This window comes from Trinickia sp., assembly GCF_051953955.1.
Lineage (GTDB): Bacteria > Pseudomonadota > Gammaproteobacteria > Burkholderiales > Burkholderiaceae > Trinickia.
In genome coordinates, this window is the sequence record NZ_JBQCIF010000088.1 from 13,088 (window position 1) to 37,390 (window position 24,303).

A 24,303-nucleotide genomic window follows, 5' to 3' on the forward strand; every position below is an offset into this window, starting at 1 on the left:
TAAAGCTGTAGAGCAATGGATTGTAGGCGACTTGGAATAACCCCGCAAACCAGCGGCCTTTATGCGCAGCATTGACCGCCGCGCGCCGGAATCGGCGTAAAAAATGCTCCCGCATTCGTGCCTTTCGTCGCACGGATCGGCGAAGATGACCGACGATGAGGGCTGCACACCCGGTTTCGAAGGGGATCGATGAACGACGCATCGGGGCGCCGTCATCGAAAACGCGGCCTAGAACCCGTCCGTCAGTCGCGGCTGCACATCCTTCAGCGTCACGTCGGCCGCCCCTTCTGCGACGTGCACCGTCAGTCGCCGCTCGCGCATCAAGGCCGACGGCGAGCGGACGGCGCGCCCCGTCTGCGCGTCGATCAGCGCCGCGTAGCCACGCTCGAGCGTGCGCTGCGGGCTCAACACCTCGAGGCGGGCCGCGAGCGTGCCCACCTGCGCCGCACGGCGCTCGCGTTGCCGCTCGATGCCGGCGTCGAGCCGTCGCGAAAGCGCGGCCAACGCCGCCCGCGGCGGCGCGAGATCGGGCCGCCAGCGCTGCCAGGAAAGCCGCACGAGCGCGAAGCGCGCCCGCGCGTCGCGCACCGGCCGCGCGCCGGCCGATGCCAACCGCGCCTGCAGTTGCTGAAGATGCATACGCTGGCGCCGCAGCCGCTCGGCGGGACTCACGAGCCTGCGCGCCAGCCAATCGAGCTGCTGCGCGCGCCGCTCCATGAGCCGCCCGAATCCCCGCGCGAGCGCAGCCGTCCGCTGATCGAGCTCGCGCAGCAGCATCGTGCGCTGAGGGCTCACGAGTTCGGCCGCGCCCGTCGGCGTCGGGGCGCGCACGTCGGCCGCGAAATCCGCGATCGTGAAATCCGTCTCATGCCCAACGCCGCTCACGACCGGCAACGTGCTCTGCGCGATCGCGCGGGCAACGCCTTCTTCGTTGAACGACCAAAGATCTTCGATGGAGCCGCCGCCGCGGCAGACGATCAGCACGTCCACTTCCCGTCGCGCATTCGCTGTCTCGATCATCGCCACCAGCTTCTCGGCCGCCCCCGCACCCTGCACGGGCGTCGGATAGACGATGACCGAAACGTGCGGCGCGCGGCGCGCGAGCGTCGTCAGCACGTCGCGCAGCGCAGCCGCCTGCAGCGACGTCACGACGCCGATCGCCCGCGGGTGCGTGGGCAACGGCCGCTTGCGCTCGGGCGCGAAGAGCCCCTGGGCTTCGAGCTGCGCCTTCAGCTTCAGGAATTGCTCGTAAAGACGGCCCGTGCCCGTGCGGCGCACGGCCTCCACGTTGAGCTGCAGTTCGCCGCGCGGCTCGTACATCGTCACGAGCGCGCGCACTTCGATCTTGTCGCCCTCGCGCGGCGTGAATTCCGCGTACTGCGCACGGCCACGAAACATCACACAGCGCATCTGCGCCCCGGCATCCTTGATCGAAAAATACCAATGGCCACTCGCGGCCCGCGTGAAATTCGAGACTTCGCCGGCCACCCACACGAGCGGAAACGAGCGCTCGAGCATCGTGCCGATCGCACGGTTGAGCACTGAAACGGGCACAGCCACGTCGGCATCGAATGCGGCGGCGGAATGCGGCGCCGCTGGGCCGCTTGGCGAAAACGGAGGACGAGATTGCATGCAGAACCTTTTTTGAGCCGCTCAGACGATAGACCGCCGCGCGGCCGCCGTCCAGTGCACTCGCCATCGCGTGCAAGGTTTCCCACATACAGGAGCGCCGCGCCCGATGGCCGAGAATGACGAAGAGAACCGCCGAGAAGCGCGAACGTGCGTCACAAGTATTTGATTTTCAAAGTAAATTTATCCACATAACATTGGACGTAGCCGATAAGAAGTCCTATTTATCGGCCTTCCGGACCCTGGCAGCAGAAGTTCTTCACAGAGTTATCCACAGGTGCGCCATGACGGTGCGAAGCGCGCGGAAGGGCTCGCATGCGCGGGGCCGCTTGCCGCGGTCTCGCCCGGCACGCTACAGTGCCGGTCCATCCTCCGATCATTCGACCTCCCGACGCCGCATATATGGATCGCATGGCCGACCGACTCAAAGCACGCGCCGAAGCTTACGTCACGCGCGAATGGCAGCGCCGCGGCGCCTTCGCATGGTCCTTGGCGCCGCTCGCCGCCCTGTTCGGCGCAATCGCGGCGATCCGGCGCGCGACGTTCGCGCTCGGCTGGCGCCGGCGCGTGGACGTGGGGGTGCCGGTCGTCGTCGTCGGCAATGTCACCGTCGGCGGCACCGGCAAGACGCCGACCGTCATCGCACTCGTCGAAGCGCTGCGCGCGGCGGGCTTCACACCGGGCGTCGTCTCGCGCGGATACGGCTCCAAGGCCCACGAGCCGAGACCCGTCACGTCGGCCTCGTCGGCAAGCCAGGTGGGCGACGAGCCGGTTTTGATCGCACGCCGCACGAGCGCGCCCGTTTGGGTGTCGCCCGACCGGGCCGCATGCGCGCGAGCGCTGAGGACGGCGCACGTCGACGTCGACGTGATCGTCAGCGACGACGGCCTGCAGCATTACCGCCTCGAGCGCGACGTCGAGCTCGTCGTCTTCGATCAGCGCTTGGCCGGGAACGGCTTCTTGCTGCCCGCGGGCCCGTTGCGCGAACCGCTGTCGCGGCGCCGGGACGCCACGCTCGTCAACAACCCGTTCGAGCGCGCGCTGCCGCCGTGGCCCGACACGTTCGCACTCTCGCTTACTCCCGGCGACGCATGGCATCTCGACGATCCGAGCCTGCGGCGCCCGCTCGCGCAATTCGCCGGCACGCGCGTGCTGGCCGCCGCCGGCATCGGCGCGCCGGAGCGTTTCTTCGCGACGCTGCGGGCGGCCGGGCTGTCGCCCATCACCCGATCTCTGCCCGATCACTATGCGTTCCGCGACAATCCCTTCGTCGACGAGACCGTCGATGCCATCCTGGTGACGGAGAAGGATGCGGTAAAATTGGGCGCTTGGCGTGACGCTCGCATCTGGGTCGTTCCGGTCGAAGCCACGCTGCCCGCTCGCCTCATCGCTCTGGTTGTGGAGAAACTCCGTGGACGCTCGCCTGCTTGAAATTCTCGTTTGCCCGATCTGCAAGGGGCCGCTCACCTACGACCGAGCTCAGCAAGAACTGATTTGCCACGCCGACAAGCTGGCCTATCCGATTCGCGACGGCATTCCCGTCATGCTCGTCGACGAAGCGCGCCAAACCGTCGAAGGCACGCCCGTCGAACCGCTCGATCCCGCGGGCGGCGCGTAAGCGCATAGCAAGCACGACGCGCGCTTCTCGCGCGCACTTCATTCAGCTTTTTCTCGTCCCTCGATGACCGCCAACGCCCGTCGCGACGCGCCGCCTTTCATCGCCGTCGTCCCCGCTCGCCTTGCTTCCACCCGGCTGCCCGAAAAGCCGCTTGCCGACATCGCCGGCAAGCCGATGGTCGTACGCGTGGCGGAGCGTGCCCGGCAAGCCGGCGCGCAGCGCGTGCTGATCGCCACCGATGACGCCCGCGTGCTGGCAGCCGCGCAAGCGCATGGCTGCGATGCGCTGCTCACGCGCGCCGATCATCCGTCCGGCACCGATCGGCTCGCCGAAGTCGCGACGCAGCTCGCTCTTGCCGACGACACGATCGTCGTCAACGTGCAAGGCGACGAGCCGCTGATCGATCCGGCTCTCATACGCGACGTTGCGTCGCACCTGGCCGAGCATCCCGACTGCGCGATCGCGACGGCCGCGCATCCGATTGCCGATGCAGCCGATGTATTCAATCCCAACGTCGTGAAGGTGGTGCTCGACGCGCGCGGCGTGGCGCTCTACTTCTCGCGCGCGCCGATCCCCTGGCAGCGCGATGCGTACGGGCCGCAATGCGGCGCGCATGCGATCGACGTCGCGGCGATGCCCGCGCCGCACGCGGATACCGTGCTGCGCCATATCGGCCTATATGCTTATCGTGCGCGCTTTCTGCGCACTTACCCCACGCTTGCCCAGGCTCCGATCGAGCAGGCCGAGATGCTCGAGCAGTTGCGCGCCATGTGGCACGGCGAGCGCATTGCCGTACGCGTGACGCACGAGGCACCGGCGCCCGGGGTCGACACGATGGCCGATCTCGAGCGCGTGCGGATGCTTTTTCTGACGAACACCTGACGTTCAAAGCGCTAACGCCCGCTGACGCATGGCATAATCAGGGCCGATTGCGCGAGCATTCGCACTCTTCGCCTCCGGTCCCCGTTTGCCTGCTTCATTCCCCGCCGGCTGCCGGCTGCGTCGTTCCGACGATGCGCCGAGCCCCGCGGGCGCGGCCGATGCGCCTTTGCGCCGCCAGCGGCGCCACGGTCGGAAGCACGATGCCGTCGGCATTTCGGATGTGCGCTTTGCGTTTCGCGCCGCAGCATTCACATACGATTCGGAGAACAGCATGCGTTTGATCCTGTTGGGCGCGCCGGGCGCCGGCAAGGGTACCCAGGCGAACTACATCAAGGAAAAATTCGGGATTCCGCAGATTTCGACCGGTGACATGCTGCGCGCAGCCGTCAAGGCTGGCTCGCCGCTGGGCGTGGAAGCCAAGCGCTACATGGACGCCGGCGAACTCGTCCCCGATGCGCTCATCATCAACCTCGTGAAGGAGCGGCTGCTCGAGGCGGACTGCAAGAACGGCTATCTGTTCGATGGTTTCCCGCGCACGCTGCCGCAGGCTGAAGCGATGAAGGAAGCCGGCGTCGCGATCGACTACGTGCTGGAAATCGACGTGCCGTTCGACGAGATCATCGTTCGCATGAGCGGGCGCCGCACGCATCCGCAGTCGGGCCGCACCTATCACGTCAAGTTCAATCCGCCGAAAGCGGAAGGGCTGGACGACGTCACGGGCGAGCCGCTGATTCAGCGCGAAGACGACAAGGAAGAGACGGTGAAAAAGCGTCTCGACGTCTACGTGGCGCAAACGAAGCCGCTCATCGATTACTACCAGCAATGGGCGCAGCGCGGTGTCGAAAACGGTTTGAGCGCGCCGCAGTATCGCCGGATCTCGGGGCTGGGCAGCGTGGACGAAATTCGTCAGCGCGTGTTCGAGGCGTTGAAGTAAGACAATCGGTTCGGCACAACCCGCCCCAAGGGCGGGTTTTTTTACGCCCGCGAAGTGCGGCAGCAGCGATTACAATCGTCCGCGGTCCGCACGCCGGCCGGTCACGAGCTGAACGGCGGCGGGACCCTACTTCTTAGACAACGAAAGGAGCCCCAGCATGGAGATTCGCGGCAACGCATTTTTGATCACCGGCGGCGCGTCGGGCCTCGGCGCGGCAACGGCACGGCTTTTCGCCGAACATGGCGGCAAAGTCGCAATCGCCGATTTGAACGAAGATGCGGGTCAAGCGCTCGCGAGCGAGCTGGGCGGCGCGTTCGTCAAATGCGACGTGAGCCGCGAGGCCGACGCTCGAGCGGCCGTCGAAGCGGCGACGCGGCTCGGAAAGCTCGTCGGGCTCGTGAACTGCGCGGGTGTCGCGCCGGCCGTCAAAACCGTCGGCAAGGACGGGCCCCACCCGCTCGACAAGTTCCAGCGCACGATCGAGATCAACCTGATCGGCACGTTCAACATGCTGCGGCTCGCGGCCTTCGAAATGTCGAAGAACGAGCCGAACGCGAACGGCGAGCGCGGCGTGATCGTCAATACGGCGTCGGTTGCGGCTTTCGACGGACAAATCGGCCAAGCGGCCTATGCGGCGTCCAAGAGCGGCGTTGCGGGCATGACGCTGCCGGTCGCACGCGATCTTTCGCGCAACGCGATCCGTGTGATGACGATCGCCCCCGGCATCTTCGAAACGCCGATGCTGCTCGGCATGCCGCAGGAAGTGCAGGATGCGCTCGGTGCGATGGTGCCGTTTCCCCCTCGTCTCGGCAAGCCCAGCGAATACGCGATGCTCGTCAAGCAGATCTTCGATAACCCGATGCTCAACGGCGAAGTGATTCGCCTCGACGGCGCGATTCGGATGCAGCCGAAGTAATCGGCCCGGCGCACTCAATCATCGCCCTGATTGGTGCGCTGGCGCAGTTCGTTCAACTGCGATTCCACCGCCATCGCATCTTCGGCGTCGGGCCGATCGTCCAGATAGCGCTCGAGATCCTCGAGCGCCGGACGCAAATACTCTAGCCGCGCATAGGCGAAGCCGCGGTCGCGCACTTCCTCGATGTTGCCGGGCAGCAGGACCACGAGTCGCTGCTGCACCGCCAGCAGCCGCTGCCACCGCTCCGACTGCACATAGACCGATTTCAAGTTGCGCAACATGCGCGCGACGATCTCCCGCGCTGTTGCGGGCTGCAGCAACATGCGCAACGCGTTGCCGACCGACTGCTCCGTGTGCGAGATGTACGGCTCGAGCATATCGACCATCTGTGTCTCGGAGAGAGACTGGCCCGTCGTCGGATCGAGCATGACGTCGCCCTCGGGCAACGTGACGCGCAGCAGGAAATGTCCAGGGAAAGAGACGCCTTTCACGGGCACCCCGATTTGCTCCCCGAGCTCCAAGTACAGCACCGCCAGCGAAATCGGAATGCCGCGCCGGCGCTTGAGCACGACGTTCAGATGGCTGTTGTCGGGATCGTAGTAGTCGTTCAGGTTGCCGGCAAATCCGAGCTCGCGGAAGAAGAAGCGGTTCAGCGCGCCAATTCTCTCCGTCAAATCAGCACCCTCGGGCAGGCGCCGCCGCAAGCGCAGCGCGAGTTCGTCGAGCTCCGCGAGCACGCCTTCGAGGTCGAGATCGGGATACGCATCCTGAGCGAGCGAAATCGCCGTCTCCGTGAGAGGCAGGCTGTCATCGTCGGCAACGAGGGTGGCGAAGTAATCGATTACGGATGTCATGGCCGTCACTTGGCACGCCTTCTGAAGTACGCGTATTTGAAGCCCATCAGCCAAAGCATACTGAAATATAGCGCCGCAAACAGAACGAGACAGGCCGCGAGCAGCGCAATCCGCGCGAACGGATGTGCACGCATGCCGATCCAGTCGAAATTGATCGCGCACCAGTGCATCGCACCGGCCAGGATCAGCGACGCCCCCGCCAGTTGCACGAGAAAATGCAGCCACCCGCTCGATGGAGTATAGATCCCGCGCCGGCGCAAACCGATGAACAACAATGAAGCGTTGACGCAAGCGCCGAGCCCGACGCTGAGCGTAAGCCCCGCATGCGCGAGCAGAGGCACGAACGCATAGTTCGACAACTGCGTGACGATCAGCACGGCCACGCCGATCTTCACCGGCGTCTTGATGTCCTGCTTGGCGTAGAACCCCGGTGCCAAAATCTTGATGAGGATCAAGCCGATGAGCCCGACCCCATATGCGGCCAGTGCGCGCCCGACCATGATGACGGAATGCGCGTCGAAGCGGCCGTAATCGAATAGCGCGGCCGTGAGCGGTACGGCGAAGACGAATAGCGCGAGCGCGCTCGGCGCGGCGAGCAAAAACGTCACGCGCAACCCCCAATCGAGCAGCGACGAATATTCGTGCGGATCTTCGTCGGCATGCGCCTTGGCGAGGCTCGGCAGCAAGATCGTGCCCAGCGCGACCCCGAGCAGCGCCGTCGGAAACTCCATGAGGCGATCGGCGTAGTAGATCCACGAGACGGCGCCGGGCCCGAGATGCGACGCGATATTCGTATTGATGATGAGACTGAGCTGTGCGACGGACACGGCGAACGTTGCCGGTACCATCTTGACGAGCACGCGCTTCACGCCGCGGTGCGCAAGCGCGGCAAACGGGTTCAGGCCGATGCGCGGCGCCATGTCGATCTTGCCGAGCCCCGGCAACTGCACGACGAATTGCAGCACGCCACCGACGATGACGGCCCATGCCAGCGCGTAGACAGGCGTCTTCATGTGCGGCGCGACGAACGCGGAGGCAACGATGAAGACGAGATTCAGCAGCACGGGCGCGAAGGCCGGCAGAGAGAACTTGCCATACGTGTTCAGAACGCCGGCCGCAAGCGTCGTCAGCGAAATGAAGATGATGTACGGGAACATGATCCGCGTCATCGTCACGGCGAGCACGAACGCCTGGCCGTCGGTGCGCAAACCCGACGCGACGACGTAGACGACCCACGACGAGCCCAACACCCCCAGCACGGAGACGACAGCCAGCCCCCACGCGAGGACGGTCGACATCGCATCGACGAGCGCTTTGGTCGCACCGTGCCCCTGCTGCCCCTTGAACTCGGCCAGAATCGGCACGAACGCCTGCGAAAATGCCCCTTCGGCGGACAGGCGCCGCAGCAGATTCGGAATACGGAAGGCGACGTAGAATGCGTCGGTGTATTGGCTGGCGCCGAACGCGCGGGCGATCAGCGTTTCGCGGGCCAGACCGGTCACGCGCGACAGCAGCGTGAAGCCGCTGACCGTCAGCAGGGCTCGGAAAAGATTCATGATGGGGCGCAATTATACGGGCACCGGCGGCCCGCCCCGCGTCAATGACTGGTCGGCCGCGCCGCCGCCGACGAGGCGGGTTTCGAGGCTTCGGCCTCGCGGCCGAACGGATATCCGGCCCTCTTCGACCAGCCTCGGCGCGCTGCGTTGCAGCGACGCGCATTCTTGCGCCGGGGCGACGCCGGTGCACGCCGGACGCTTGCCATCTATCTGATTTTGTTGCTATACTCGCGCGTTTCGAAGCTCGACTTCGAGCTCAACCTCGGTCTGAAGCCGGCCTTTCCTCGTTTGTGGTCGGCCCGGGTTGCTGGCTGAGAGGGCGGCTTAAGAGGCACAAAAGGCACGCCAAGGCAGCCCCAACGGCGGGCGTCAGGCTAAGTGGCTTGCTTGCCGCCGTGTTCGCGGCGAATTCGCGAAAACCACGAGCACGCTACGCCGGTTGTATTTGCACTTTCGGGCAATCGCTTCCGGAAGTTTGGACCAAAAGCGGCACTCGATCGGCCTACCGGCCGGGCGCCGAAACAGTACAGGACAAGGAACTTTCATGGCTAACTCCGCACAAGCACGCAAGCGCGCCCGTCAGGCCGCCAAAGCGAACTCGCACAACTCGGCCCTGCGCTCGAAGTACCGCACGGCGGTCAAGGCTGTCCGCAAGGCGATCGAAGCCGGCGACCAAGCCAAGGCAGCGGAGCTTTTCCGCGCATCGTCGAAGACGATGGACATCATCGCCGACAAAAAGATCGTTCACAAGAACAAGGCCGCTCGCCATAAGAGCCGCCTGGCTGCAGCCATCAAGGGCCTGCAAGCCGCAGCGGCTCAGTAAGTCGCTTAAGAAGCCAAGCCGGCGAGGGGCGAGAGGCGCATGCCGGCCCTCGCTTGACCAGCGGCGCCATCGGCGAACTCGCTGTCGGTAGCTGCTGCCCGCCAAGAAAAAAGCCCGCATATTCGTTGCGGGCTTTTTTGCGTTCGCCTTGCGTGCGCCTATTGCGTACGCCCGTGCGCCTGTTTCCAGGCGCCTCTCTTTCCGCGCATCTACCTCCGCGCACCTATCTCTTCTGCACCGCGCCGTGGTCGTCGGGCAGTTCGCACGCCTCGGTCACGACGAGGTCGTTGTCCTTGGCGAAATTCATGACGAAATCGAAGGCCATCGGCTCGATGTCGCGTAGCCGCGAATCGACGATGACGCATTTCAGATCACCGAGAAGGGTGGGACGCACGTAGCGCGAGTACTGCAGCCGCGCATTGGGGCCTTGAGCACCGGGTCCATAACAGGACATGACACCCGCGAGACGTTCTGACCAGTCACTCGGGCGGAACTTCTTTCCGCTCTTCGTGATGCCTTGAATGAAGTATTCAGTGTGGGATGCTTCGGCCATGTAAAAAACCCATGTGACTTGCCCGAAGCCTGCCCGCCGGGCTTGGGAAAACTCGTCGATTATACCACTGGAAGCGACTTTTGCCGCACTGCACACAAACGGGGCATGGCCGCCCGACGGCCTCGTCAAACGGAAAAAAATCCTTTATGCTGCCTGTAGTTACCACATCCGACGGCGGCGCCGTCCGGTGCAGGCGCACCGGGTGAAGCCCGCCGTATTTGTTTTATGGCCGCCAAACAGATCCGACACTACCTGCAGTTCAACGACTTCTCCCGGGACGACTACGAGTACGTGCTGGAGCGCGCCCGCATCCTCAAGCGCAAATTCAAGAATTACGAGACCTATCACCCGCTGCACGACCGCACGCTCGCGATGATCTTCGAGAAGAACTCGACGCGCACGCGGCTCTCATTCGAAGCCGGCATCTTCCAGCTCGGCGGCCATGCCGTGTTCATGAGCACGCGCGATACCCAGCTTGGCCGCGGCGAGCCGATCGAAGATGCAGCCCAGGTGATTTCGCGGATGGTCGACATCATCATGATCCGCACCTTCGGGCAGGACATCATCCGCCGCTTCGCCGAAAATTCGCGCGTGCCCGTCATCAACGGCCTCACGAACGAGTACCACCCGTGTCAGGTCCTGGCGGACATCTTCACGTTCTATGAACACCGGGGCCCGATCGCGGGCAAAACGGTGGCATGGGTCGGCGACGCCAACAACATGCTCTATACGTGGATCGAGGCCGCGCAAATTCTCGGCTTCAAGCTGCGGCTGTCCACGCCGGCCGGCTACAAGCTCGATCCGGCGCTCGTGGCGGCCGACAGCGCGCCGTTCTACGAAGAATTCGAAGATCCGAACGAAGCCTGCGAAGGCGCCGATCTCGTCACGACCGACGTTTGGACCAGCATGGGCTTCGAAGCCGAAAACGAGGCGCGCAAGGCTGCCTTCGCGGATTGGTGCGTCGATGCCGACATGATGAGCCGCGCACGCCCCGACGCCCTGTTCATGCATTGCCTGCCGGCGCACCGCGGCGAGGAGGTCAGCGCGGACGTGATCGACGGGCCGCAAAGCGTCGTCTGGGACGAAGCCGAAAACCGGCTGCACGTTCAGAAGGCCCTGATGGAATTCCTGCTGCTCGGCAAGCTCAATCACTGACGGATCGAACCGCCGCGAGCCCGAACGTTAGATGACGACGGGCTCCGGCTCCAGTTGAACGCCGAACCGCTCGCGCACGTCTGCTTGGATTGCCTGCGCGAGCGCGAGTACCTGTGCTCCCGTCGCGCCGCCGCGATTGACGAGCACGAGCGCCTGCCGCTCATGGACGGCGGCTGCTCCCATCGCACGCCCCTTCCAGCCGCAACGATCGATGAGCCAGCCCGCCGCGAGTTTCACGCGGCCATCGGGCTGTGCGTACGAGACGATCTGCGGCTCGCGCGCGCGCAAGGCTTCGAACGTTGCCGCATCGACGATGGGATTCTTGAAAAAGCTACCCGCATTGCCGAGCACGGCCGGATCCGGCAACTTCGCGCGACGCACGGCCACGACCGCATCGAAGATCGCCTGCGGCGACGCGCCGGCGGCACGCGAGTCGAGCGCACGCGCCACGTCGGCGTAGTCGGCACGCGCGGCCCAGGCCTTGGGCAAACGAAACGTCACCGACGTAATCACGAAGCGGTCCCGCCCTTCCCGCTTGAAGACGCTGTCGCGGTAGCCGAAGCTGCACTGCGCGGCATCGAACTGGACCGTTTCACCCGTCGCCCATTCGATTGCACGCAGCGAATGGAAGCGCTCTGCCATTTCGAGGCCGTACGCACCGATGTTCTGAATCGGCGCGGCACCGACGGTGCCCGGAATCAGCGCGAGGTTCTCGAGGCCCGGGAAACCGTTCGCGAGCGTCCAGGCCACGAACGCGTGCCAGTTCTCGCCGGCGGCCGCTTCGACGTACCAAGCCGCCTCGTCCTCGCTCACGAGACGTTTGCCGGTTAGCGCGACGAGCAAGACGACACCGTCGAAATCGCGCGTGAGCACAATGTTGCTACCGCCGCCGAGCACGAGACGCGGCAACGCGGCCCAGCGTGCGTCGCGCGGGACGGCAACGAGCTCTGCCGCCGATTCGATGCGGCAGAACCAGCGCGCACGCGCGTCGAAGCCGAACGTGTTGTACGCACGTAGCGAATAGTCGGGCAATAGCAATGGCGATAGCGGATCGGAAGAAGACATCGGCGAAAGGAGGGGTTGCCTGCACGGCCGGGGCAACCATCGCACAATGCGAACATGGCTCGCGGCACGTTGGAGGCTCGGCGTTTTCTCGGAAGAAAGGCGTCGGTAAAATAGCGTTCGGTCGTGATTATAGCGAGTGCCCGCGGCGCAGCGCCTGCGCGCGGGTACGAAAGCCATGCATGCGGCAGCCGGCGTTGGTGCGCGGCTGCCGTCCAAAACATAGTCGGGAGAAATGAATATGCCGTCGTTCGATGTCGTCTGCGAAGCCAACATGATTGAAGTGAAGAACGCGATCGAGCAATCGAACAAGGAGATTTCCACGCGCTTCGATTTCAAAGGGTCCGATGCGCGGGTCGAGCAAAAGGAGCGCGAACTGACGATGTTCGCCGACGACGATTTCAAGCTCGGCCAAGTCAAGGACGTCGTCTTGTCGAAAATGGCGAAGCGCAACGTCGACGTACGCTTTCTCGACTACGGCAAGATCGAGAAGATCGGCGGCGACAAGGTCAAGCAAGTCGTCACGATCAAAAAGGGCGTGTCGGGCGATCTCGCGAAGAAGATCGTCAAGCTCGTGAAAGACAGCAAGATCAAGGTGCAAGCCAGCATTCAGGGCGACGCCGTGCGCGTGACGGGCGCCAAGCGGGACGATCTGCAAAGCGTCATCGCGATGCTGCGCAAAGACGTGACCGATACGCCGCTCGACTTCAACAACTTCCGCGATTGAGTCCCTGCGGGCGGGGCCTCGGCCAGCACGCATTGCCGGCAGGACCGCCCCGCCTCATCGCAGACCTGACTCCGGTTTGAAACCCCGCCCTTCAGAGCAGTGAGCCGGGACCCCGGCCTGAACGCCGGTTGTAGACAGTTGCTGAGCGGCGCTCGAGCTAGCGCTCCCCCCATTAGGTGGATGGAGGCGTGGGTGCCTGTTTTCCTTCCCTTTCTCAGTGCTTGCGCGCGTGCGTACTGCTCGTGCCCGATTTCGCACCGGCTTGCGCGCCGCCCTTCTTCTGGCCGATGCGGCTTTCCGTGCCGGCGATCAGTTTCGCGATGTTGGCGCGATGCCGCCAAACGAGCAGCGCGCTCATCGCGAACACCGCCCACGCAATCGGATTGGGGCCGAATAGGAAGATATCGAACAGCGGCGCGAACAAGGCCGCCACGAGCGCGGCAAACGACGAGTAGCGGAAAAAGAAGGCAATGATGAGCCAGGTCAGCGCAGTCGCGAGGCCGAGCACGGGATGGATCGCGAGCAGCACGCCGGCAGCCGTCGCCACCCCCTTGCCGCCTTTGAACTTGAAGAAGACCGGGTAGAGATGCCCGAGGAAGACGGCGATCGCGGCCAACGCGACGGCCGTATCGTCGAGGCCGAAGCGCGGCCCGAAGCGCGCGACGAGCCAGACCGCCAGCCAGCCTTTGAACGCATCGCCCAGCAGCGTGAGGATGGCGGCGGTCTTGTTGCCGCTGCGCAGCACGTTCGTCGCGCCGGGGTTCTTCGATCCATATGACCGAGGATCGGCCAGCCCCATGGCGGCACTGACGATCACGGCGAACGAGATCGATCCGATCAGATAGGCGGCAACGGTGGCGATCAGCAATGACATGGGCGGGACTCTTTCTATTTCGACTTGGCGGACATCGCGCAGGACGTGCGCGGGCGGCTCATTCTACAGAACGGTGCGGCTCATTCGCTGCTCGCGCATTGCACGGGGCGTGCGCCGAGCAGCGACGTCAGCACGGCAGGGGCGAGACTGACGAGGTACCCCCGGCGCCCGCCGTTCAGATAAATGCAATCGAGTTCGAGGATGCTCGATTCGACGTAGAGGGGCATCGTCTTTTTCGTGCCGAACGGCGATGTGCCGCCGACGAGATAGCCGGAGTGGCGATTGGCGACCTCGGGCTTGCACGGCTCGACGCGCTTGGCGCCGATCTGACGGGCCAGGTTCTTCGTCGAAACGGTGCGATCGCCGTGCATGAGCACGATCAGCGGCTTTCCGTTTTCGTCTTCCATCACGAGCGTCTTCACGACATGATGCTCGTTCACGCCGAGCTGGCGCGCCGATTCGGCCGTGCCGCCATGCTCGACGTACTCGTAGGGGTGCTCGCCGAAGCGTACTTCGTGCCGGCGCAAGAACTGCGTGGCCTGGGTCTCCGAAACATGTTTGGTTTTGCTCATCGGCGCATTGTAAGGTAAGCGCAACCGCCCCGCGCTCTTTCACGCTGCCTCGCGCGCGAGCCGCCCCCTGCCTCGTGCGTGTGTCCTCACCCGCGCGGATGATGGGCCGCATGCAGCGTCTTCAGGCGCTCCCGGGCAACGTGCGTGTAGATTTGCGTGGTGGAGATGTCGGCGTGACCGAGCAAGAGTTGCACGACGCGCAAATCGGCACCGTGATTGATGAGGTGGGTCGCGAACGCATGCCGCAGCGTGTGCGGCGACAACGGCGTTTTCACGTCGGCCGCGCGCGCATGGCGTTTGATGATGTTCCAGAATTGCTGGCGCGTCATGCCCTCGCCGCGCGCCGTGACGAACAGCGCATCGGCCGCCCGTGCGCCGATCAACCCCGGCCGTGCATCGCGCAAATACCGGCTGATCCAGCCGTGCGCCTCCTCGCCGAACGGCACGAGGCGTTCTTTCGAACCTTTGCCCATCACGCGCACGACACCTTCGTTCAGGCCGACCTCCACCGTCTTTAGGTCCACGAGCTCGCTCACGCGCAGCCCGCTCGCATACATCAGCTCGAGCATCGTCCGGTCGCGCAGGCCGAGCTCGGTAGCGACGTCGGGCGCCGCCAGCAACGCTTCGACCTGCGCCTCGGTCAACGTGGCGGGGAATCGCGGCGCTTGCTTCGCCGACCGGATTCGCATCGTCGGATCGGCGCTCACGCGATGCTCGCGCAACGCCCACCCGTAGTAGCGGCGGAATACGGAAAGGCGACGATTGGCGGACGTCGGCTTGCCGTCGCTGCGCGCGGCAAGGTAGCCGTTGACGTGCCCCTCGTTCGCCGCGTCGATGCCGACGCCATGCGTGCGAGCGAGCCAATCGGCGAACAACCGCAAATCGCGGCCGTAGGCATCGAGCGTATTGCGCGCGAGGCCGTGCTCGAGCCAAAGAGCATCGCCGAACGCGTCGATCGATCGAACGTTGGCAGCCTGCAGCGCAAGGAACGCAGGATCGGCCGGCGCGTCATCGCGCGCGCCCGCTGCCGGGGAGGCATCCGCCGTATCGATCGCGGCGAAATCGTTTGTCTCGCTCATAGCGCGAGCGCCAACTGGCTGCTTTCGTGCGCGAGCAGCCAACGCTTGACGCGCGGATAGAAGCCGTCTCCCGCATGATGCGAGAACCCGCCGAGGCCGTTCGCCGCGACGACGCGATGACAAGGAATCACGAGCGGAAACGGATTGTCGCCGCACGCCTGCCCGACCGCGCGGGCCACGCCGCCCACCTGCGCCGCGAGCTTGCCGTAGGTCATTACACTGCCGAGCGGGATTTCGCACATGGCCTGCCAGACTCGGCGCTGAAACGGCGTGCCGGCATCGGCGAGCGGCAAGTCGAACGGCGCGGCCGCATCGGCCAGATAACGCTCGATCTGCCGCGCGGCGCGTTCGGCGATCGCTGACTCGGGCGCGCGCACCGGCACCGCATCCTCGAGATAGCAAATTGCACGGACGACACCGGCGGCGGCATCGACCTCGATCCCCACTTTGCCGAACGGCGCACTGACCACGGCGTCGTACATCGATCATCCTCTCCGAAAAGTGACTAGGCGCTGCCCCGCTAGCTTACGCCGCTTGCAACGCCCATTGCACGTGCTCGCGCACGAGCGCCGACGGATCGTCGGCACGCGCGCGCAAGGCGGCGACGATGCGATCGCGCGCCTGCGCATCGAGCGCGGCAGGCGAGTGCGCACCGCGCCCTCGCACGGCGCCTCGTTCAGCGGACGGCGTGCTCGGGGCATGCGGTGGATTCCGTTGATTCCGTGGATTCAGCGCGTTCGGCTCGGCACGCCCCGCACGCAAGGCATTGCCCATCGCCACGGCCAGATTGCGCAGCCATCGCTCGTAGCCGATGCGCCGGATCGCACTGCCCTGCATGCGCGCATCGAACGTTTCGGCGCTCCAAGCGAACAGCTCGACGAGCGTTGCGCGATCGAGCCCGTGCCGCACGTCGAAGTCGTCGACGGGCGCTGCCTGGGCGAACTTGTTCCACGGGCAGACGAGTTGGCAGTCGTCACAGCCGTAGACGCGATTGCCGATCAACGGCCGCAGCGCCTCGGGAATGCTGCCCGCAAGCTCGATCGTCAAATAGGAAATGCAGCGACGCGCATCGACGCGGTACGGCCCGACGATCGCGCCGGTCGGACACGCATCGATGCAGCGCGTGCACTGCCCGCAATGAGCGCCGGCGTCGCGCGACGCGCGCTCGGGTTCCGTTTGGGCGTCGGGGGGCAACGGAATGTCGACGTAGATCTCGCCGAGAAAAAACAGCGAGCCCGCATCGCGTTCGAGCAGCAGCGTATGCTTGCCGCGCCAGCCGATACCGGCCTTTTGTGCAAGCGCGACCTCGAGCACCGGCGCCGAATCGGTGAAGACGCGGTACCCGTATGTGCCGATCTCGCGCTCGATCCGCTCGGCCAGCCGCTGCAGCCGCGCCCGCATGACCTTGTGATAGTCGCGCCCGCGCGCATAGATCGAGATCACGGCCGCCTGCGGATCGGCAAGACGTGCCAGCTCGCGCGCACGCCAGGTGTCGCCTGCGCCGGGGGCCGGGTCTGACGATGCGCTTTCATCGAGGTTTCGAATCGGCGTCGCCGCGGGTAGATAGGCCATGCGAGCCGTAATGACGCGTCGCGTACCGGCCACAAGCTCGGCGGGCCGCGCACGTTTGACGCCATGTTTGGCCATATAATCCATTTCGCCGTGGCAGCCCGCCTCGAGCCATGCGGCGAGCGCCGCTTCGGCATCGGAGAGGTCGGTGTCACTGATGCCGACGGCGGCAAAGCCCAACTCGCGGCCCCACGCTTTGATCTGGCGCGCGAGTGCCGCGAGCGCGGCATCGGGCAGGCGCGCGGCAGTATCGTCGGCACGATCGGCTTCACGTTGCGCGTGCGTGCCGAGCGCAGCCAGTTCCGGACTTCGTTTCATCCCGCTATTTTACGAGAATGCCTGCCGTGCCCGCTTCGCCGTCTTTCCCGCTTGCGAAAGCGCAGCTCGAACGCAGCTTTGCGCTCGACGATCTCGCGGCCACCGACGCGTTCGGCGCGCGCTTGGCGCATGCGATCGACGAGGTGCGTGCGGCGCCCGGATTCAGTGGCCTGCACGTGCAGCTTCTCGGCGACTTGGGTGCCGGCAAGACGACGCTCGTGCGGTCCACGCTAGCCGGTCTCGGCCATACCGGCCGCGTGCGCAGCCCGACCTACACGCTCGTCGAACCGTATTCGCTCGCGCGCGAAGCGGGGGAACTCGAGCTCTACCATTTCGATCTTTATCGCTTCGCCGATCCGGCGGAGTGGCTCGACGCCGGCTTTCGGGAATATTTCGACAGGGGTGCGATCTGCCTCGTCGAATGGCCGCAAAAAGCCGGTGCGCTGCTCGGCACGCCCGACCTCGTGCTCGCCCTGGAGCCCCAGGGCGACGACCGGCGCCTGCTCGATGCCCGCGCGTACAGCGAATCAGGAAAAGCATGTCTCGAAAGATGTTGATCAAACCGTTCAAGTCGATCGAATCGGCCGCGACGGCGACGCATAATTGGCGCCGCCGCCAAGTGCTCAGGGCAGGCGCCTCGTCGATCATTCTCGGCCTCGCCGCTTCACTCGCGCTGCCGCGCCTCGCGCATGCGAGCTCCGTGCTCGGCGTGCGCGTGTGGCCGGCGCGCGACTACACACGCGTCACGATCGAATCGGACCAGCCGCTCGCGACGACACAGCAACTGCTGCAGGGCCCCGATCGCCTCGTCGTCGACCTGAACGGTCTCGATCTCGATCAGGCGCTGCGCGATCTCGTCTCGAAGATCACGCCGAACGATCCGCAGATCAAGGCCGTGCGCGTCGGGCAATTCCAGCCGCACGTCGTGCGCCTCGTGTTCGACCTGAAAGCTTCGGTCAAGCCACAGGTGTTTTCGTTGCCGCCGGTCGGCAGCTATCGCTACCGGCTCGTCCTCGATCTGTATCCGACCGTCGCCCCCGATCCGCTGATGGAGTTGCTGGCGGAGACCGAGCGCAAGGAAAAGCGCTTGGACGAGAACGCCGGCCGCGAGGACTCGCTGCAAAACGCACCGGCGCCGCTTGCCGGGCCGAACGCGGCGCCGACGGCTCCACCTTCGCAGCCCGACAACAGCGACGCGTTCTTCGAGCGCTACGCGCAGAACACGCCGCCGGGGGCGCCGGGCACTTCCAGCGCCCCGGCGGCGCCCGGTGAGAGCCGCTCGCACAAGGCACCGAAGCCTTCGGCCGCACCGCCGGCGCTCGCTCAGCGCAAGAGCCCGCCATCCGAGCCGAGCGCCGGCGCGGCCGACGACGGCCTGTCCCGTCGCGGCGACGGCGAAGCCTACGCGTTCACGACGCCGAAGTCCGGCAAGACGGTGCGCCTCCTGACGGTCGCGATCGATCCGGGCCACGGTGGGGAAGATCCCGGCGCAATCGGCAGTTCCGGCACCTACGAGAAGCACGTCGCGCTCGACATCGCCAAGAAATTGCGCGCGCTGATCGACGCGCAACCGAACATGCGATCGATGATGACGCGCGACGCCGACTTCTTCGTGCCGCTGAACGTGCGCGTGCAAAAGGCACGGCGCGTCGGCGCCGATCTGTTCGTATCGATCCACGCCGATGCGTTCACGACGCCCGAGGCGCGCGGCTCGTCCGTCTTCGCCCTGTCCGAGCACGGTGCGACGAGCGCCGCGGCGCGTTGGATGGCCAACAAGGAGAATTCGTCGGACCTGATCGGCGGCATCAACGTAAAAACGCAGGACGAGTCGGTCAACCGCGCGCTATTCGACATGTCGACGACGGCGCAGATCCGCGACTCCCTGCGCTACGGCTCGTTCGTGCTGAAAGAGGTCGGCGAGATCAACAAGCTGCACAAGGGATCGGTCGAGCAAGCCGGGTTCGCCGTGCTCAAAGCGCCCGATATTCCGTCGATCCTCGTGGAAACGGCGTTCATCAGCAACCCCGATGAAGAGAGGAAGCTGAACGACGACGGCTACCGTGCCGAAATGGCCAGCGCCATCCTCAAAGGCATCAAGCGGTATTTCGCGGCGAACCCGCCGTTGGCGAAAAATCGGATGGCGTGAGACGGACGCGCATCGGTGTCCCGATCGATCCGGGGCAGTACAATGATCAGCCCCGATCCCACAGGGAGTGCGCCGTGCCGCCATCCGTCAAAGCCATCCTCAAGCCGACGCTGCGCGACATCGGCAGCCTCGAGGTCCGCCGCGTTCTGCCCGCGCTCGCGGCTCGCCTCGTCGGCCCGTTCATCTTCTTCGACCACATGGGCCCCGCGAACTATGCGCCGGGGAGAGGGGTGGACGTCCGGCCGCACCCGCATATCGGGCTCGCCACCGTCACCTATCTGTTCGAGGGCGCGATGCTTCATCGCGACAGCCTCGGCTCCGTGCAAAGGATCACGCCCGGCGACGTCAATTGGATGACGGCCGGCCGCGGAATCGTCCACTCGGAGCGCACGCCCGACGACGAACGGCGCCGCGGCCAGACGCTGCACGGCATTCAGACGTGGGTTGCACTGCCGCTCGCGCATGAAGCGGACGAGCCGTCGTTCGAGCATCATGCGGCCGCCAGCCTCCCGCAGTTCGAGCGCAACGGCGTCGCACTCACCGTCATCGCCGGCAGCGCCTTCGGCGCTCGAGCGCCCACGCGCACCTTTTCGCCGACGCTCTACGTCGCAGCCCGCTTCGACCCGGACGGCGCGCTCGCGCTCACGCCCGAGCACGAAGAGCGCGGCGTTTATCTCGTCGACGGCGATCTCGCGATCGACGGCGAGCCGCTCGACGTCCATCATATGGCCGTGCTCGTACCGGGCGAAACGGCGACGCTCGCGAGCCGCGCCGGCGCGACGGTCATGCTGCTCGGCGGGGCAAGGCTCGACGGCGAGCGCTTCATCGAATGGAATTTCGTGGCGAGCTCGCGCGAGAAAATCGCGGAAGCCAAGGCCGCCTGGAGTGCCCAAACTATGGGATACGTACCCGGCGAGACCGAATGGATCCCGCTGCCCGAGCGCCCGGCGCATGCGCCGAAAGGTTGAAATGGCGCATGCCGCACCCATCTGCGGGATCGGTAGGATCGGTAACCCATGAGGATGCGATGAACACCACTTTGGCCACTTTCGAGAAAGACGTGATCGAGGCTTCCAAGCATGCGCCCGTCGTGGTCGATTTCTGGGCGCCGTGGTGCGGCCCCTGCAAATCGCTCGGCCCGCTGCTCGAAAGGCTCGAACACGAATACGCCGGCCGCTGGCGGCTCGTCAAAGTCAACGTCGACGAAAATCAGCAGCTTGCCGCGCATTTTCAGGTACGCAGCATTCCGCATGTCGTCGCGTTCGTGGACGGCCGGCCGGTCGAACAGTTCACGGGCGTGCTGCCGGAGAGCCAGTTGCGCGTTTTCATCGAGCGGCTCGTGCCGAACCCGGCACAGGCCGAGCATCGCGCCGCGCTGCTCGCGCGCGACGAGGGCCAGCGCGACGTGGCGCGCGACCACCTGCAAGCGGCGCTCGCGCTCGACCCCGGCTACGACGAGGCTCGGCTCGATTTGATCGAGCTCCTGCTCGACGACGATCTAGTCGACGACGCGCGCCGCGAGGCCACGCTGCTCTCGCCGAAAACCACGCAAGGCATCGACGTGCGCTACAACGCACTGAAAACGCGGCTCGATGCGCTCGACGCAGCCACGGATCTGCCGCCGACTGACGCTCTCGAGGCCGCCGTGGCGAGCGATCCCGGCAATCTCGAGGCGCGCTTCGACCTGGCCAACGCGCTGATCGCGCGGCGGGCCTACGAGCCGGCGCTCGAGCATTTGCTCGAAATCGTCAAGCGCGATCGGAGCTTCCGCGACGACGTCGGCCGCAAGACGATGCTCTCCGTCTTCGATTTGGCGGCACATCAGCCCGAACTCGTTTCGGAATGGCGCCGCAGGCTCAGCGCGACCTTGCACTGACACACCGCGCCGGCAAAGGCCGGTGGCGGGCGGCTTGCGCGACCGACGCGCCGCGCAAGCGGGCGACCGAGCCGCCGCTCAGCTCGCCGCCTTCGCCAGCGCGCGCAGCACGTGCGCGGCAGCGGCAAAACCGAAGCTCGCCGTCACGCATACGCTCGAGCCGAAGCCGGCGCAGTTGAGCCCGACGGGGCCGGCATGTCCGGGCGACGTATCCAAGTGCTGGGCGACGTCGTCCATGTCGCAGACGGCCGCCTCCGGATAGATGAGCGGCTCGTCGGAATAGACGGCGCTCACCTTGAATTTCGCCTTGGGTCCGCGCGGGAACCCGTGCTGCTTGCGCAACTGCGCGCGCACCTTCGAGAGCAGCGGATCTTGGATCGTCAGCGCTAGATCGTCGATGCGGATGCGCGTCGGATCGAGTTGCCCCCCGGCGCCGCCGACCGTGACGAGCGGCTGCCCCTGGTTCACGCACCAAGCGATCAGCGCCGTTTTCGTGCGCACGCTGTCGATCGCGTCCACGACATAATCGAAGCGGCCGCCGAGCAGCGCGTCGAAATTGCCCGGTTCGACGAAATCCTCGATGCGGCGCACGTCGCAGGCGCGATCGATCAGCGCGATGCGTTCGGCCATGGCGTCAACCTTGGGCTTGCCGTAGTTGCCGTCGAGCGCATGGATCTGCCGGTTGGTGTTGCTTTCGGCCACGTTGTCGAGGTCGATCAAGGTCAGCGCGCCGACGGCGCTGCGCGCGAGCGCCTCGGCCACCCACGAGCCCACGCCCCCGATCCCGATGACGGCCACGTGGGCCCGCTCGAACGCGGCAAGCGCATGCGGGCCGTACAGCCTGGCGATGCCGCCGAACCGGCGTGTGCGGTCCGCTTGAGCGAGGTCATCTATGCCGCTGCGCGCGGGAGTAAGATCGGAATGGATCGCGGTGGCGCTAGGGCTTGACATGATGCGTACGAATCGGGCGAGCAAGGCCTGTATTGTGCCTCATCGAGGCCGCACGGGCCGCAATGCTCGAGCCCGCTCGCCGGCTGCAATACGGCCTGCGCGACACCCGGCACGTTTTTCGCGAGTTGGCTATACTGACCCCGACTGTGTAGCGGTCGCATAAGAACATGACTACTCTCGCCGATCTCCGTAAAGACTACGCACGCGGCTCGCTCGATGAAACGAGCGTCGACGCCGACCCGTTCCGCCAATTCGAAGCCTGGTTCAAGCAGGCCCAAGACGCGCGGCTGCCCGAACCGAATACGATGACGTTGGCCACCGTCGATGCGCGCGGCTATCCGTCTGCGCGAATCGTGCTGATCAAGGGGGTCGACGAACGCGGCTTCGTCTTTTTCACGAACTATGAAAGCCGCAAGGGACGAGACCTAGCGGCCAATCCGCATGCGAGCCTGCTCTTTTATTGGATCGAGCTCGAGCGCCAAGTGCGCATCGAAGGCACCGTGGTGAAGACGAGCGCCGAGGAAAGCGACGCCTATTTCAACTCGCGCCCGCTCGGCTCGCGGATCGGTGCTTGGGCATCCGATCAAAGTAGGCCAATCGAAAGCCGCGCGCTGCTCGAGGCCCGCGAGAAGTCGTTCGCCGAGCGTTTCGGTGATGAGCCGCCGCGGCCGCCGCATTGGGGCGGCTACCGCCTCATGCCCGAAACGATCGAATTCTGGCAAGGACGCCCCTCGCGGCTGCACGACCGGATTCTGTATACACGTCAGAGCGCCGGCAACTGGCGCCTCTCGCGGCTATCGCCGTGACGGCAAGCTGACGCGCTGCGCCGGCCCGATGAATGCGCCGCCCGTGCAGCGCCCTGCGGTGCCGTCCGGGCAGGAACTCGCCGTACGCGGCTCACGTGGGCCGCGCACGGCCGCTTTGCTCTGCTTTGCATTTTCAACGTACACGGAGAAAACGCATGTTCTGGGAGAAAAAGCTGGCGCAGTGGGTGGACGACGTGCGCAACAAGACGAACCTGCCGGCACGCCTCGTCTTATGGAATGGACAGCAGCTCGATTTCGGCAGCTTCGCGGCGCCGCAGGTCACGCTCAAGGTCAACTCGGCCTCGGCCCTGCCGCTGCTGCTCGAGCCGAGCCTCGACAACCTCGGCGAAGCCTACGTCAAGGGCAAGATCGACATCGAAGGCAAGCTCTCCGACATCATCACGATCGGCTACTCGCTGGCCCGCAACACCGTGACGAGCGCCGGCAGGCTTGCCCGCGTGCGGCGCTACTTCAATCACACGAAGACGTCCGACAAAAAGGCGATCCAATATCACTACGACGTTTCGAACGAGTTCTACAAGCTGTGGCTCGACGAAAACATGGTCTATTCATGCGCCTACTTCGAAAACGGCGATGAAGACATCGGCACGGCGCAGCTCAAGAAGATCGATCACATCCTGAGAAAGATTCAGCTGCAGCCCGGCCAGCGCCTGCTCGACATCGGCTGCGGCTGGGGTGCCCTCGTCCTGCGAGCGGCGAGCAAGTTCGGCGCGCACTGCGTCGGCGTCACACTGTCCCAGAACCAGTTCGACCTCGCCACCGAACGCGTCAAGGCAGCCGGCTTGGCCGACAAGATCGAAATCCGCTTGCAAGACTATCGCGAGATCGACGGACAATTCGATCGCATCACGAGCGTCGGCATGTTCGAGCACGTCGGGCGCAAGAACTTGCCCTTGTACTTCGGCAAGATCCGCGAGTTGCTCGCCGAAGACGGCATCGCCATGAATCACGGGATCACGTCGACCGACTACGATAGCGGCGAAACGGCGCTCGGCGGCGGCGAGTTCATCGATCGGTACGTGTTTCCCGACGGCGAGTTGCCCCACATCAGCCTCGCGCTCGAATCGATGCAGCGCGGCGGGCTCGAACCCGTCGATATCGAAAGCCTGCGCCGTCATTACGCGCACACGCTCGAAATCTGGACGGAGAACTTCGAAGCGCATGCCGACAAGCTGAAAACGCTCGTCGACGACGAGAAATTCCGCATCTGGCGCGTCTACCTGGCGGGATGCGCCTATGCGTTCGAGCACGACGACGTGTCGCTGTTCCAGATCGTATGCCGCCGGGCAGGACGGAGCGCACAGACGTTGCCTTGGTCGCGCCGCTACATGTACGATCGGCCGCTCTAGCGCGCAGCGCCCACTCGTTCCTAGGCCAAAAAA

23 protein-coding genes and 3 pseudogenes are annotated in these 24,303 nt (G+C 65.3%); 15 read left to right on the plus strand and 11 right to left on the minus strand.

The features are described 5' to 3' along the window. Positions 1-228: 228 nt before the first annotated feature. Positions 229-1,632, minus strand: coding sequence for an exodeoxyribonuclease VII large subunit (xseA, locus tag ACTHNZ_RS17200; RefSeq protein WP_440543756.1), 1,404 nt, complete (start codon positions 1,630-1,632; stop codon positions 229-231). 408 nt (positions 1,633-2,040) lie between these two features. On the opposite strand from xseA, the gene lpxK reads away from it, so the two are divergent. The 5 genes from lpxK (at position 2,041) to ACTHNZ_RS17225 (ending at position 5,979) form a co-directional block, all read left to right on the plus strand. Further along, positions 2,041-3,060 (plus strand): tetraacyldisaccharide 4'-kinase, encoded by a 1,020-nt coding sequence (lpxK, locus tag ACTHNZ_RS17205; protein WP_440543757.1) that lies wholly within the window; start codon positions 2,041-2,043, stop codon positions 3,058-3,060. Further along, a complete protein-coding gene (locus ACTHNZ_RS17210; protein WP_440543758.1) occupies positions 3,041-3,247 on the plus strand; it encodes a Trm112 family protein in 207 nt (68 codons plus the stop codon). The genes lpxK and ACTHNZ_RS17210 overlap by 20 nt, the downstream gene beginning before the upstream one ends. A 63-nt stretch (positions 3,248-3,310) precedes the next feature. Then, entirely contained in the window at positions 3,311-4,129 is an 819-nt protein-coding gene (gene kdsB, locus ACTHNZ_RS17215; RefSeq protein ID WP_440543759.1) for a 3-deoxy-manno-octulosonate cytidylyltransferase, read from the plus strand. Positions 4,130-4,400: 271 nt separating this feature from the next. Then, the gene (gene adk / locus ACTHNZ_RS17220) at positions 4,401-5,063 is read left to right on the plus strand and encodes an adenylate kinase (RefSeq protein WP_440543760.1); all 663 of its coding nucleotides are present in this window, start codon (positions 4,401-4,403) and stop codon (positions 5,061-5,063) included. 157 nt (positions 5,064-5,220) lie between these two features. After that, positions 5,221-5,979 carry a 3-hydroxyacyl-CoA dehydrogenase gene (locus tag ACTHNZ_RS17225; RefSeq protein ID WP_440543761.1) on the plus strand — a complete coding sequence of 253 codons (759 nt, stop codon included), beginning with the start codon at positions 5,221-5,223 and terminating at the stop codon, positions 5,977-5,979. 14 nt (positions 5,980-5,993) lie between these two features. Here ACTHNZ_RS17225 and ACTHNZ_RS17230 read toward each other — a convergent pair whose 3' ends face one another. After that, positions 5,994-6,833 (minus strand): SirB1 family protein, encoded by an 840-nt coding sequence (locus ACTHNZ_RS17230; protein WP_440543762.1) that lies wholly within the window; start codon positions 6,831-6,833, stop codon positions 5,994-5,996. 5 nt (positions 6,834-6,838) lie between these two features. Then, on the minus strand, positions 6,839-8,389 hold the full coding sequence (gene murJ / locus ACTHNZ_RS17235; protein WP_440543763.1) for a murein biosynthesis integral membrane protein MurJ: 1,551 nt from the start codon (positions 8,387-8,389) through the stop codon (positions 6,839-6,841). 544 nt (positions 8,390-8,933) lie between these two features. Between murJ and rpsT the strand changes: the two genes are divergently transcribed. Beyond that, positions 8,934-9,212, plus strand: coding sequence for a 30S ribosomal protein S20 (gene rpsT, locus ACTHNZ_RS17240; RefSeq protein WP_440543765.1), 279 nt, complete (start codon positions 8,934-8,936; stop codon positions 9,210-9,212). Between the two features lie 223 nt (positions 9,213-9,435). On the opposite strand, the gene ACTHNZ_RS17245 is transcribed toward rpsT, so the two are convergent. Beyond that, complete coding sequence (locus tag ACTHNZ_RS17245; RefSeq protein ID WP_440543766.1) at positions 9,436-9,765, minus strand: DUF3579 domain-containing protein; 330 nt, start codon at positions 9,763-9,765, stop codon at positions 9,436-9,438. 225 nt (positions 9,766-9,990) lie between these two features. On the opposite strand from ACTHNZ_RS17245, the gene argF reads away from it, so the two are divergent. Next, complete coding sequence (gene argF / locus ACTHNZ_RS17250; protein ID WP_440543768.1) at positions 9,991-10,920, plus strand: ornithine carbamoyltransferase; 930 nt, start codon at positions 9,991-9,993, stop codon at positions 10,918-10,920. Between the two features lie 27 nt (positions 10,921-10,947). On the opposite strand, the gene murB is transcribed toward argF, so the two are convergent. Then, complete coding sequence (murB, locus tag ACTHNZ_RS17255) at positions 10,948-11,985, minus strand: UDP-N-acetylmuramate dehydrogenase (RefSeq protein WP_440543769.1); 1,038 nt, start codon at positions 11,983-11,985, stop codon at positions 10,948-10,950. Positions 11,986-12,223: 238 nt separating this feature from the next. Between murB and ACTHNZ_RS17260 the strand changes: the two genes are divergently transcribed. Then, positions 12,224-12,709, plus strand: coding sequence for a YajQ family cyclic di-GMP-binding protein (locus tag ACTHNZ_RS17260; protein WP_440543770.1), 486 nt, complete (start codon positions 12,224-12,226; stop codon positions 12,707-12,709). A gap of 214 nt (positions 12,710-12,923) precedes the next feature. Here ACTHNZ_RS17260 and plsY read toward each other — a convergent pair whose 3' ends face one another. From plsY to queG, 5 genes and pseudogenes are all read right to left on the minus strand, one after another. Then, the gene (gene plsY / locus ACTHNZ_RS17265) at positions 12,924-13,583 is read right to left on the minus strand and encodes a glycerol-3-phosphate 1-O-acyltransferase PlsY (protein ID WP_440543771.1); all 660 of its coding nucleotides are present in this window, start codon (positions 13,581-13,583) and stop codon (positions 12,924-12,926) included. Positions 13,584-13,663: 80 nt separating this feature from the next. Further along, the gene (gene ybaK, locus ACTHNZ_RS17270) at positions 13,664-14,155 is read right to left on the minus strand and encodes a Cys-tRNA(Pro) deacylase (protein WP_440543772.1); all 492 of its coding nucleotides are present in this window, start codon (positions 14,153-14,155) and stop codon (positions 13,664-13,666) included. A gap of 86 nt (positions 14,156-14,241) precedes the next feature. After that, positions 14,242-15,234 carry a site-specific tyrosine recombinase XerD gene (gene xerD, locus ACTHNZ_RS17275; RefSeq protein WP_440543773.1) on the minus strand — a complete coding sequence of 331 codons (993 nt, stop codon included), beginning with the start codon at positions 15,232-15,234 and terminating at the stop codon, positions 14,242-14,244. Beyond that, positions 15,231-15,716: a methylated-DNA--[protein]-cysteine S-methyltransferase gene (locus ACTHNZ_RS17280; RefSeq protein ID WP_440543774.1), complete on the minus strand. Its 486-nt coding sequence runs from the start codon at positions 15,714-15,716 to the stop codon at positions 15,231-15,233. The genes xerD and ACTHNZ_RS17280 overlap by 4 nt, the downstream gene beginning before the upstream one ends. A gap of 271 nt (positions 15,717-15,987) precedes the next feature. Further along, positions 15,988-17,121, minus strand: a pseudogene (queG, locus tag ACTHNZ_RS17285) (tRNA epoxyqueuosine(34) reductase QueG); the annotation flags it as partial. Positions 17,122-17,138: 17 nt separating this feature from the next. On the opposite strand from queG, the gene tsaE reads away from it, so the two are divergent. From tsaE to trxA, 5 genes and pseudogenes are all read left to right on the plus strand, one after another. Then, positions 17,139-17,678: a tRNA (adenosine(37)-N6)-threonylcarbamoyltransferase complex ATPase subunit type 1 TsaE gene (gene tsaE, locus ACTHNZ_RS17290; RefSeq protein WP_440543775.1), complete on the plus strand. Its 540-nt coding sequence runs from the start codon at positions 17,139-17,141 to the stop codon at positions 17,676-17,678. Next, a pseudogene (locus ACTHNZ_RS17295) lies at positions 17,660-18,212 on the plus strand (AMIN domain-containing protein); the annotation flags it as partial. The gene tsaE and the pseudogene ACTHNZ_RS17295, both read left to right, overlap by 19 nt. A 296-nt stretch (positions 18,213-18,508) precedes the next feature. Continuing rightward, positions 18,509-19,267: pseudogene (locus ACTHNZ_RS17300) on the plus strand (N-acetylmuramoyl-L-alanine amidase); the annotation flags it as partial. A 74-nt stretch (positions 19,268-19,341) separates the two neighbouring features. Further along, the gene (locus tag ACTHNZ_RS17305) at positions 19,342-20,235 is read left to right on the plus strand and encodes a pirin family protein (RefSeq protein ID WP_440543776.1); all 894 of its coding nucleotides are present in this window, start codon (positions 19,342-19,344) and stop codon (positions 20,233-20,235) included. Positions 20,236-20,294: 59 nt separating this feature from the next. Beyond that, positions 20,295-21,143, plus strand: a complete 849-nt coding sequence (gene trxA / locus ACTHNZ_RS17310) for a thioredoxin (RefSeq protein ID WP_440543777.1) — start codon at positions 20,295-20,297, stop codon at positions 21,141-21,143. Positions 21,144-21,221: 78 nt separating this feature from the next. On the opposite strand, the gene ACTHNZ_RS17315 is transcribed toward trxA, so the two are convergent. After that, the gene (locus ACTHNZ_RS17315) at positions 21,222-22,094 is read right to left on the minus strand and encodes a tRNA threonylcarbamoyladenosine dehydratase (protein ID WP_440543778.1); all 873 of its coding nucleotides are present in this window, start codon (positions 22,092-22,094) and stop codon (positions 21,222-21,224) included. 167 nt (positions 22,095-22,261) lie between these two features. Here ACTHNZ_RS17315 and pdxH point away from each other — a divergent pair, with 167 nt between their 5' ends. Then, the gene (gene pdxH, locus ACTHNZ_RS17320) at positions 22,262-22,900 is read left to right on the plus strand and encodes a pyridoxamine 5'-phosphate oxidase (protein ID WP_440543779.1); all 639 of its coding nucleotides are present in this window, start codon (positions 22,262-22,264) and stop codon (positions 22,898-22,900) included. A gap of 155 nt (positions 22,901-23,055) precedes the next feature. Next, positions 23,056-24,270 (plus strand): class I SAM-dependent methyltransferase, encoded by a 1,215-nt coding sequence (locus tag ACTHNZ_RS17325; protein WP_440543780.1) that lies wholly within the window; start codon positions 23,056-23,058, stop codon positions 24,268-24,270. Positions 24,271-24,303 lie beyond the last annotated feature (33 nt).

What these genes read in the sequence shown, in the direction of transcription:
- ACTHNZ_RS17260 (WP_440543770.1), top strand. Translation starts at nt 12,224, where the DNA reads ATGCCGTCGTTCGATGTCGTCTGCGAAGCCAACATGATTGAAGTGAAG.
- murJ (WP_440543763.1), bottom strand. Translation starts at nt 8,389, where the DNA reads ATGAATCTTTTCCGAGCCCTGCTGACGGTCAGCGGCTTCACGCTGCTG.
- argF (WP_440543768.1), top strand. Translation starts at nt 9,991, where the DNA reads ATGGCCGCCAAACAGATCCGACACTACCTGCAGTTCAACGACTTCTCC.
- pdxH (WP_440543779.1), top strand. Translation starts at nt 22,262, where the DNA reads ATGACTACTCTCGCCGATCTCCGTAAAGACTACGCACGCGGCTCGCTC.
- lpxK (WP_440543757.1), top strand. Translation starts at nt 2,041, where the DNA reads ATGGCCGACCGACTCAAAGCACGCGCCGAAGCTTACGTCACGCGCGAA.
- ACTHNZ_RS17225 (WP_440543761.1), top strand. Translation starts at nt 5,221, where the DNA reads ATGGAGATTCGCGGCAACGCATTTTTGATCACCGGCGGCGCGTCGGGC.
- plsY (WP_440543771.1), bottom strand. Translation starts at nt 13,583, where the DNA reads ATGTCATTGCTGATCGCCACCGTTGCCGCCTATCTGATCGGATCGATC.
- ybaK (WP_440543772.1), bottom strand. Translation starts at nt 14,155, where the DNA reads ATGAGCAAAACCAAACATGTTTCGGAGACCCAGGCCACGCAGTTCTTG.
- ACTHNZ_RS17325 (WP_440543780.1), top strand. Translation starts at nt 23,056, where the DNA reads ATGTTCTGGGAGAAAAAGCTGGCGCAGTGGGTGGACGACGTGCGCAAC.
- ACTHNZ_RS17315 (WP_440543778.1), bottom strand. Translation starts at nt 22,094, where the DNA reads ATGTCAAGCCCTAGCGCCACCGCGATCCATTCCGATCTTACTCCCGCG.
- xerD (WP_440543773.1), bottom strand. Translation starts at nt 15,234, where the DNA reads ATGAGCGAGACAAACGATTTCGCCGCGATCGATACGGCGGATGCCTCC.
- adk (WP_440543760.1), top strand. Translation starts at nt 4,401, where the DNA reads ATGCGTTTGATCCTGTTGGGCGCGCCGGGCGCCGGCAAGGGTACCCAG.
- ACTHNZ_RS17230 (WP_440543762.1), bottom strand. Translation starts at nt 6,833, where the DNA reads ATGACATCCGTAATCGATTACTTCGCCACCCTCGTTGCCGACGATGAC.
- ACTHNZ_RS17245 (WP_440543766.1), bottom strand. Translation starts at nt 9,765, where the DNA reads ATGGCCGAAGCATCCCACACTGAATACTTCATTCAAGGCATCACGAAG.
- xseA (WP_440543756.1), bottom strand. Translation starts at nt 1,632, where the DNA reads ATGCAATCTCGTCCTCCGTTTTCGCCAAGCGGCCCAGCGGCGCCGCAT.
- kdsB (WP_440543759.1), top strand. Translation starts at nt 3,311, where the DNA reads ATGACCGCCAACGCCCGTCGCGACGCGCCGCCTTTCATCGCCGTCGTC.
- murB (WP_440543769.1), bottom strand. Translation starts at nt 11,985, where the DNA reads ATGTCTTCTTCCGATCCGCTATCGCCATTGCTATTGCCCGACTATTCG.
- rpsT (WP_440543765.1), top strand. Translation starts at nt 8,934, where the DNA reads ATGGCTAACTCCGCACAAGCACGCAAGCGCGCCCGTCAGGCCGCCAAA.
- ACTHNZ_RS17280 (WP_440543774.1), bottom strand. Translation starts at nt 15,716, where the DNA reads ATGTACGACGCCGTGGTCAGTGCGCCGTTCGGCAAAGTGGGGATCGAG.
- trxA (WP_440543777.1), top strand. Translation starts at nt 20,295, where the DNA reads ATGAACACCACTTTGGCCACTTTCGAGAAAGACGTGATCGAGGCTTCC.
- tsaE (WP_440543775.1), top strand. Translation starts at nt 17,139, where the DNA reads ATGCCTGCCGTGCCCGCTTCGCCGTCTTTCCCGCTTGCGAAAGCGCAG.